Origin of the sequence: Actinophytocola sp. (assembly GCF_045807065.1) — a bacterium.
GTDB lineage: Bacteria > Actinomycetota > Actinomycetes > Mycobacteriales > Pseudonocardiaceae > Actinophytocola.
Map to the genome: position 1 here is coordinate 1 of NZ_JBJMIE010000044.1, position 9187 is coordinate 9187.

The 9187-nt window shown below is 68.4% G+C and carries 6 protein-coding genes and 1 tRNA gene; 3 read left to right on the forward strand and 4 right to left on the reverse strand.

The genetic code is table 11. From position 1 onward, the window contains the following. Together ACJ73U_RS02655 and ACJ73U_RS02660 are read right to left on the reverse strand one after the other, a co-directional pair. On the reverse strand, positions 1-1261 hold a 1261-nt coding region (locus tag ACJ73U_RS02655), incomplete at its 3' end, for an aminoacyl--tRNA ligase-related protein (protein WP_407775877.1). Positions 1262-1407: 146 nt separating this feature from the next. After that, entirely contained in the window at positions 1408-2073 is a 666-nt protein-coding gene (locus ACJ73U_RS02660; RefSeq protein ID WP_407775878.1) for a DUF305 domain-containing protein, read from the reverse strand. A 122-nt stretch (positions 2074-2195) separates the two neighbouring features. Here ACJ73U_RS02660 and ACJ73U_RS02665 point away from each other — a divergent pair, with 122 nt between their 5' ends. The 3 genes from ACJ73U_RS02665 to ACJ73U_RS02675 all read left to right on the forward strand — a co-directional run bounded on the left by ACJ73U_RS02665 (position 2196) and on the right by ACJ73U_RS02675 (position 6665). Then, on the forward strand, positions 2196-3614 hold the full coding sequence (locus tag ACJ73U_RS02665) for an LVIVD repeat-containing protein (protein WP_407775882.1): 1419 nt from the start codon (positions 2196-2198) through the stop codon (positions 3612-3614). Positions 3615-3743: 129 nt separating this feature from the next. Then, positions 3744-3815 (forward strand) — tRNA-Val (locus ACJ73U_RS02670). Positions 3816-4547: 732 nt separating this feature from the next. After that, a complete protein-coding gene (locus ACJ73U_RS02675; RefSeq protein ID WP_407775879.1) occupies positions 4548-6665 on the forward strand; it encodes a diguanylate cyclase in 2118 nt (705 codons plus the stop codon). Positions 6666-6668: 3 nt separating this feature from the next. Here ACJ73U_RS02675 and ACJ73U_RS02680 read toward each other — a convergent pair whose 3' ends face one another. Both ACJ73U_RS02680 and ACJ73U_RS02685 read right to left on the reverse strand, forming a co-directional pair. Continuing rightward, a complete protein-coding gene (locus ACJ73U_RS02680; protein WP_407775880.1) occupies positions 6669-7322 on the reverse strand; it encodes a transcriptional regulator in 654 nt (217 codons plus the stop codon). After that, positions 7319-8782, reverse strand: coding sequence for a cytosine permease (locus ACJ73U_RS02685; RefSeq protein WP_407775881.1), 1464 nt, complete (start codon positions 8780-8782; stop codon positions 7319-7321). Before ACJ73U_RS02685 ends, ACJ73U_RS02680 begins: the two co-directional genes overlap by 4 nt. Positions 8783-9187 lie beyond the last annotated feature (405 nt).

Genomic DNA, 9187 nt, shown 5'->3' on the forward strand with positions numbered 1-9187 from the left:
GGACCTCGCCCGGCGCCTGCTCGGGCGTCACGTAGCTGTGCGAGTCGTCCTGGGTCAAGCCACGCACGCGGGTGAGGCCCTGGATGACGCCGGACTTCTCGTACCGGTACACCGTGCCGAACTCGAACAGGCGCAGCGGCAGCTCCCGGTAGGACCGCCCGCGCGAGTCGAAGATCAGGTGGTGCATCGGGCAGTTCATCGCCTTGAGGTAGTACTCCTCGCCCTCCAGCTTGAGCGGCGGGAACATGGTGTCGGCGTAGTACGGCAGGTGGCCCGAGGTGTAGAACAGGTCGCTCTTGGAGATGTGCGGGGTGTTCACGAACTCGTAGCCGGCCTCCTCGTGCCGCCGGCGCGAGTAGTTCTCCATCTCGCGGCGGATGATGCCGCCCTTGGGGTGGAACACCGGCAGCCCGGACCCGATCTTCTCCGGGAACGAGAACAGGTCCAGCTCGGCACCCAGCTTGCGGTGGTCGCGCCGCTCGGCCTCGGCCAGCCGCTCCAGGTACGCGTCCTGGGCCTCCTGCGACTCCCACGCGGTGCCGTAGATGCGCTGCAGCTGCGGGTTCTGCTCGCTGCCGCGCCAGTACGCGGCCGCGACGCGGGTCAGCTTGAACGCCGGGATGTGCTTGGTGGTCGGCACGTGCGGACCCCGGCACAGGTCGCCCCACACCTGCTCGCCGCTGCGCGGGTCGAGGTTGTCGTAGACGGTCAGCTCGCCGGCGCCGACCTCCATGACCTCATCGGTGTCCACGTCCGACTTGAGGTCGACCAGCTCCAGCTTGTACGGCTCGGCGGCCAACTCCTGCTTGGCCGCGTCGACCGACTCGAGGACACGGCGGGAGAACCGCTGCGAGGCCTTGACGATCTGCTTCATGCGCTTCTCGAGCGCCTGCAGGTCCTCTGGGGTGAACGGCTTGTCGACGTCGAAGTCGTAGTAGAAGCCGTCCCGCACCGGCGGCCCGATGCCGAGCTTGGCCTCCGGGAACTGTTGCTGCACCGCCTGGGCGAGCACGTGGGCCGCCGAGTGCCGGATGACGGCGCGGCCGTCCTCGGTGTCGGCGGCGACCGGCTCGACCTGGGCGTCGGCGTCCGGGGTCCAGGACAGGTCGCGCAGGCGGCCGTCGACGTCGCGGACCACGACGATCGCGTCGGGTCCCCTGCCGGGCAGCCCGGCCTCGCGGACTGCTGCGCCCGCCGTGGTGCCGGCCGGCACCACCACGCGCGGGGTGGGTTCAGCGGCAGGCGGACGCGGCTCGGACACGGTGACTCCTCGAGGTTGCGACAGTGGTGACAGCCCGCGCAAGCCGGCGCGGGCACTGTCGATGCTATCGAGCGGCCTCCGGCTTTGGCCTGCGGGTTTCCGCGGCCTTCGACTGCGGTGCACCGCAGCCGTGGGTGCGGAGTACCTCAGCCGTTCAGCCAACGCTGCATGGTGCGGATCTCGTCGGTCTGCTCGGCGACCACGTCGTCGGCGATCTCCTGCACCCGCACGTCGCTCCCCGACTGCCTGACCTCCTCGGCCATGGTGATCGCACCCTGGTGGTGGTTGATCATCAGCCGCAGCCAGAGCTTGTCGAAGGCCTCTCCCCTGGCGTCACGCAGCTGCTGGAGCTGCTCGTCCGTGGCCATGCCCGGCATCGCGGCGTGGTCGCCGCCGGTGTGGTGGTCGGGCGCGGTGGGATTGACGGTCGGGATCGTGTGCTCGGACAGCCAGCGGTTCATGGCGTCGATCTCGAGGCCCTGCACGTCGGAGATGCGGCTTGCCAGTTCTTTAACATCCCTTGACGATGCACGCTCCGGCGCCAGGTCCGACATCCACACCGCCTGTTGGTGATGAACGATCATGTTCTGGACGAAGTTCTTGTCGGCGTCGTTGGGCTGCGGCGCCGCCATCCCGGTGGCCTGTCCCGGCGGGATCGTGCTCGCTTCTTCCCCTGGTTTACCAGGAACGATCACCGGTCCGGGGTTGCTCGGCGGGGGCGGCGTAGTGCTGCAGGCGGCCAGCGGACCGAGCGCGAGCACCGCGGCGACCAGGGGCAACATCCGGCGGTATGTCCAGTATGTCTCGCTCACAGGAAAACGGTTTCCCATCTGCCGGCACATCATCGGATTAGATCTAGTTTATTCCTGACTTACCTGCTCATAATGTGTCATCCCAACAGCACGAGGAGGGGACCCCTGTCGTGAGCTCGACCCTGCACGGCTGGCGCCGAAGAGTGTCCGTCGCGGCGATCGGTGTCGCCACACTGGCTCTCGGCCTGATCTCGGCCCCCGGGGCGTCCGCCCAGGACATCCCGGCGCCGGACCAGATCGTCACCAGCCCGAACATGAAGCACGAGCTGAACATCCCACGGACCTCGCCCCTGGCCAACACCACGTCCGTCGGCACCGACATCGCGTTCCAGGGGCGGTACGCGTTCGTCGGCAACTACGACGGCTTCACGATCTACGACATCAGGAGCCCGAAGAAGACGAAGATCGTGAGCCAGGTGTTGTGCCCCGGCTCACAGAACGACATCTCCATCACCGGCAACCTGCTCTTCCTGTCCACGGACTCGCGCCGCAGCGACAACTCCTGCACGTCCACGGCCCAGAACGACGGCACCCAGCCGTACTGGGAGGGCATCAAGATCTTCGACGTGTCGGACAAGCGGGCGCCGCGCTACATCAAGTCCGTGGAGACCTCGTGCGGCTCGCACACGCACACGCTGGTCCCGTCGAAGGACGGCCGGACGGCGTACCTCTACGTGTCCTCGTACAGCCCGTCGCCCTCGATCTCGAAGTGCCAGCCGCCGCACGACCTGATCTCGATCGTCGAGGTCCCGCTGCGCAACCCGACGGCCGCCAGGGTCGCGTCGACCCCGGTGCTGTTCCCGGACGGCGGTTACGACGGTCCCGACACCGGCATCGGCACCTCGGGCGGCGTCGACACGTCGGGCTGCCACGACATCACCGCGTACGCGCAGAAGGACCTGGCCGCGGGCGCCTGCATGGGTGACGGCGTGCTGTTCGACATCTCCGACCGCCTCAACCCGCGCGTGATCAACCGGGTGGAGGACACCACCCACTTCGCGTTCTGGCACTCGGCGACGTTCAACAACGCGGGCACCAAGGTCGTCTTCACCGACGAGCTCGGTGGCGGCGGCCTGGCCACCTGCAACGCCGAGATCGGCCCCGACCGCGGCGCGGACGGCATCTACGACATCACCGGCCGCGGTGACGCCCGGAAGCTGGTGTTCCGCAGCTACTTCAAGATCGACCGCTACCAGGACCCGTCGGAGAACTGCGTGGCCCACAACGGCTCGCTGATCCCGGTGCCGGGCAGGGACATCATGGTCCAGGCCTGGTACATGGGCGGCGTCCAGGTGTGGGACTTCACCAACTCGGCCCACCCGAAGAAGATCGGCTTCTTCGAACGCGGCCCGGCGGCCGACCCGACCACCGGCGGCGGCATCTGGTCGGCGTACTACTACAACGGGTACATCTTCGCGTCGGACCTGAAGAAGGGCTTCGACGTGATCAGCATCAACGACCCGCGCACGAACCCGGCCAGGCTCGTGCACCTGAGCCAGCTGAACGTGCAGACCCAGGGCAACTACTACTTCGGCCACTGACCCTCTTCCCTGACGGGCCCCGCCGATGGTCACCGGCGGGGCCCGTACCACGTCGGCCCCCAACGATCACCACGGACCCCCCGCACACGGGCCGGCGGGTGGATCGGGTAATGTTCCGCAACGTCACCGGGGCGATTAGCTCAGCGGGAGAGCGTTCCGCTCACACCGGAAAGGTCACTGGTTCGATCCCAGTATCGCCCACCGACGTTCACGCAGGTCAGGCCTCGCTTCGGCGGGGCCTTCCTCATGTCGTGCCAGATGTATGCCAGATCGGCCCTTGAGCCAGCTCCCGGCGGGCATGTCGGCTTGCAGAACACCTACAGCGGTGTCGCGCACACCCACGCCTGGCCCAGTTGCTGCCTGACACTGGGCAACCCGTCCCTGGCGATTCTCCACCGAATTCTGCTTGATCGCGGCGACAGCTCACATAGCCGTGCTCTCGGTCAAGAACCGGCTCCAGCCCGGAAGCGCGAACACAACGGTGCCAGTCCAGCTGGGGTCAGAGCCTTCCAAGTCGCATTGACAACGACCTGGGCGCATCATTCAGCCGGCATAACGGGACAACTACGATAGATGGACCAATTCGTCGCGTCGGGACTGCCAGTACCCAACCCTCGTGACCATTCGAAGAACTGCAGAACCGAATCCAGCACTAGGTAGACGTCGCCGCAGGTTCCGCCTCTTCGCCTTGACGCGCCACCGGGCGAGGTCACGTACAGCCTGTGGCTAGCGGCGAGCTCCTGTGCAAACGGCTGACGAGAAACCATCAAGACGAGAAACTGCCAAACCGGCATCAAACGATCCTGACTACGGACCGTTGTTCCAATTCCCCCGTGATGTCTCGAATGGAGTAATGGTACCGAGGTGTGGGCGCTGCGAGCAATGCGGCATTATCCACGTGGACCTCGGACGTACCGGGCAGGAAGGGATCTCATGGCATTGGGCGGGCCGGGCACCAACCGGGCCTGGTTGGGTTACCTCTCGGTCGGCGCATTGTCGATCGTGTGCTACTACCTGATTCCGCCCGACGGCGCTGGAGTGGCGGTCCGGGTGGTGCTGTACTGCCTGACCAGCATTTCCGCCGCGGTCGCGGTGGGCGTGGGGATCCTGCGCAACCGGCCGAGGCCATGGTTCGCCTGGTCGTTCCTCGGCGCGAGCCAACTGGTGTACGCGATCGCGGACAGCATCTTCTACATCCGCCAGTACCTGCTCGGCCTGGTCGACTACCCGTCCGCTGCCGATCCGCTCTACCTGGGCCACTACCCGCTCGTCGTGGTCGCCCTCGTGTTGTTGATCCGCCGCCGCACCCCGGGCCGGGACATCCCGGCCCTGCTGGACGCCGCAGTGCTCGCGGTCGCGGCGGCGATGCTCTCGTGGCTGTACCTGATCGCGCCGCAGGCCCGCGCGGACCTACCGGCGCTGGTGAAGTTGACCTCGGTCGCCTACCCGGTGATGGACCTCGCGGTGCTCGCGGTGGCGCTGCGGCTGATGCTCGGCGCGGGACGGCGGCCGCCGTCGTTCTCGCTGCTGTCCGCGAACCTACTGGCGATCTTCACGGCCGACACGATCTACGTCGGCCAGCAGCTGGCCGGGGTCTACCACATCGGCAACTGGCTCGACGCCATCTGGCTCGCAGGCAACTTGTCGCTGGGCGCGGCGGCGTTGCACCCGACAATGCGCTGGCTCGGCGACCCGTCGCCGGTCAAGGACCAGCAGCTGGGCCCGATCCGCATCGTGGCGTTGTGCGTGGCCGCGCTGGTCGCGCCGGCGACACTGGTGGTGCGTGGCGCGGACGAGCCCATGCAGGACCTGCCGGTGATCGCGGTGGCCTGCGGCATCTTGTTCATCCTCGCGATCGCGCGGTTGGCCGCGCTGGTGGCCGATCAACGCAGGCTCGCCATCACCGACGGACTCACCGGCTTGCACACGCGGAGGTTCTTCGAGGCGCAACTGCCGATGGAGATCCAGCGCGCACGGAGATCCGGCGCGCCACTCGCGGTGATCATCGTCGACATCGACCGGTTCAAGTCGATCAACGACCGGTACGGGCACCCGTCCGGGGACGCGGCGCTGGTCGAGGTGGCGTCGCGGCTGCGCACCTCGGCACGCGCCGGGGATGTCCTCGCCCGCTACGGCGGCGAGGAGTTCGCGCTGCTGTTGCCCGGCGCGGTCCCCGAGGACCTGCCGGGCATCGCGCAGCGGCTGCGCGAACAGGTGGCGAGCACCCCGATCGCGGTCACCAGCGACACCTCTGTCGCGGTCACCGTGTCGATCGGCGTCGCCAGTTACCCGGACCACGGCAACGTGGGAGGCAGCCTGATCGCGGTCGCCGACCGGGCGCTGTACGCGGCGAAGGCCGCCGGCCGGGACCGCGTTGTCATCGGCGTGCCGTCGCACGGGGACCCGCATGTCTGCGACGAAGAGCCCGAGCCGGTCGAGTTCCTGTGCCGGGCGGCGGACCACGTCGACAGCGCGCTGTCGAACTACCAGCACAGCAAGGCGATCAGCCTCTGGGCGATGGTGCTGGCCGCCGAGCTGGGTTGCGACCTCGCCACGATCCGCCGCGCGGCACTCGCCGGCCGGCTGCACGACGTCGGCAAGATCGTCATCCCGACGTCGATCCTCGCCAAGCCGTCGGCCCTGGACGCCGAGGACTGGCGCATCATGCGTGAGCACCCCGACTTCGGCTACCGGCTCGCGTCGACCGTGCCGGGCTTCGAGGGCGTGGCGGAGGTGATCCGCCAGCACCACGAGCGCTACGACGGAAACGGTTACCCGCAAGGCCTTTCCGGCCGGTCGATCCGCCTCGAGGCGAGGCTGATCGCGGTATGCGACGCGTGGGCGGCGATGCTGTCCGACCGGCCCTATCACGTGATGCGTACACCCGCCGAGGCTCGGCAGGAGCTGGTACGCGGCCGTGGGACCCAGTTCGACCCTGACGTTGTCGACCTGTTCCTGGAGCTGGAGGCGAACGGCCGGGTGGGCCGGCTGACTCGGCTCAACGAGTCCGAGTCGGCCGGACTGTTCATCCCGCTGCCCGGTGCGCGGTGACGGTCAGACCTTGGCCAGGGTGTTCCAGAACATCAGCTCGTAAGCCTGCAGCAGGGTGCCCTGCTCCATGGCCGGCGACAGGTCGACGCCCGCGTCGATGCCCGCCTGCGCCGCCGCCAGTGCCTGCTCCTCCACCTCAGGCACCGGAGTCGCGAAGAAGTCGAAGAACCCGCACGCCTCGTCGTCGAACCCATAGTGCTCGCGCAATCCCTGCGCGATCGCGCCGCAATAGCCACCCCATGCCGCGAAGTTGGCCACCAGGGTGAGGACGGCGCAGGCCGGGTCGCTGTTGAGCGCCAGCCACGACACGTACGCGGGGTACGCCTGGCAGCCCGCTTGCGGCTTGTGGTCGCGGATCGCGTCCTCGTCGAAACCGCAGGCAGCGGCGAGCGGCTTCAGCTTCGCCAGCGCCAGCGCTTCGCCGCCGGCGAGCCCGCTGAAGAACTCCCGGGAGGCGGGCTCGGTCGAGCGCGCCGCCAACGTCAGGAAGCTGCGCCAGTCCGCGGCGATGATCCGGTGTTGTTCGGCGGCGAGCGCGCCGACCGCGGCCCTGTCCGCCCTGCCCTCGACGACCAGCGGCACGAACCTGTTCTCCGCCTCACCGGGCGCCAGTTCGCGCCGGATCGAGTCCAGCAGCTCGGAGGCGGAGCGGGTCATGACGGGGCGTCTCCTTCCAGTGCCGGCTCAGCTGCCTGCGCCGCGCGCAGCGGACGGGCGAACCCCAGCATCACGGTGGCATTCGGTATCCGTGCGACTACGGTGGCGAGGCCAGCGTAGAGCACCCCGGCCAGCAGCCACGCCTCGACCGGGACCAGGCCCGCCGACGGCGTCGACTCCTGGCCCGGCAGCAAACCCTGGCCCCACGCGCCGAACAGCACCGCCACGAGCACCGCCACGATGCCCGCCCAGTTGGCCGTGGCCGCGTCTCGCCACGTCGGGATCCGCGTCACCGGGCGGTCGAGCCTGGTCAGCCGCCGCAGCATGAACCGGTCCACGCACATCACCACCGTCGCGCTCGGCAGCGCGATCGACGACCAGCCCGCGACGGTGAAGAACCCGTTCTCCAGGTGTGGGAACCACCATGCGAACAGCGCCGCGACCACGGCCATCACCAGACAGGTGTGCCAACGCTGCCACCCGCGCGCATGGCCGACGAGGTTCTGCCCGGCGTTGACCATCTCGTAGTAGTTGCCGTCGTTGATCGCGACCTGCAGCACGGTGGCCACGATGGCGCCGAGCCACAGCGCGCCGAACAGCGAATAGCCGACCACGTAGCGGAAGGCGGGCCCGAAGTCGTACTGCCCGGCACCGGAGAGCTCGGCCATCATCCAGCCGCCCGCGACGAACAGCACCAGGCCGATGACGACGGCGACCACCAACGGCGGGATCGGCCATGTCCGCCGCGGCTTGCCGTAGCGCCAGGTGTCCGGCTCGTTGCCCCACATCACCGAGCCGATCGCGACACCGATGCCCGCGACGAAGGGCAAAGCGCCGGAGTCGGGCACGCTCGAGGCCGCCGACGGGATCTCCGTCCAGCCCCTGACGACGAGGAACAGGATCCACACGACCATGACCGGCGCGACCACGAACCGCGCGAACGCGGCGATCCCGGTGAACCCGAACAGGTTGTTGGCGATGCCCAGCACAGCGAGCAGCACGCTGATCGGGACCACGTTGCCCCAGCTGAACAGGCCGTCATAGAGCGTGGCGAGCAGGTTGAAGGCGAACGCGGCCCACCCGGCCGCGATGCCGATCAGCAGCAGCGAGACCAGCGCCGAGCCGACCCGGCCGAGGATCGACCGGGCGAGCAGCGAGTGCGTCTGCCCGGTCGACGAGCCCAGGTAGGCGGCGGGCACCGCGTAGACGACGTAGGCGAGCCCGCCGAGCGCGCCGGCGCCGATCGCCTTGCCCAGCGAGTAGCCCGCGTCGTGGTACTGGAACCCGAGGAACAGGTACGTGAAGCCCGCGGCAAGCGTGATCCACAGCGCCACGAAGTGGTACCGCGACCGCCGCTTGTCCAGCGGAACCGAGCCGGTCCTGCTCGTCGAGTAGTCGTGCGAGACGGCCTCGGCGATCTCGGACCGGGACAGCTCGCCGCCAGCAGACGACTCAACCACGTGCGCACACCTTTCCAGCTCCCCGAAACCTTACGCACCGACCGCGACTGACCATCCGCCGCTGACCAAACCGTAGTCATGAGGCGGATCGTGTCGCCCCCCGATCGGCGCAAAGCTCGATGCGTCGGTTGCGGCTCCCGGGTCCCGGGTCCCGGCTCCCTGCGCAGCAGGAAGGTGCGTTGAGGCAACGAACTTGACGAACGCGCCTTTCACCACACCGGCGGTCCGGTAACACGCATCGCATCTCCCCGCCAGCCGCTTCCACCACACCACCAGCTCTCCTCACCAGCTGCCCCCTCACTACCCGCTCCCATCGCATCTCTCTCCCTCCAACCACCACCCGGTCCATCTCATCCCTCTCCCTCCAACCACCACCCGGTCCACCGCATCCCTCTCCCTCCAACC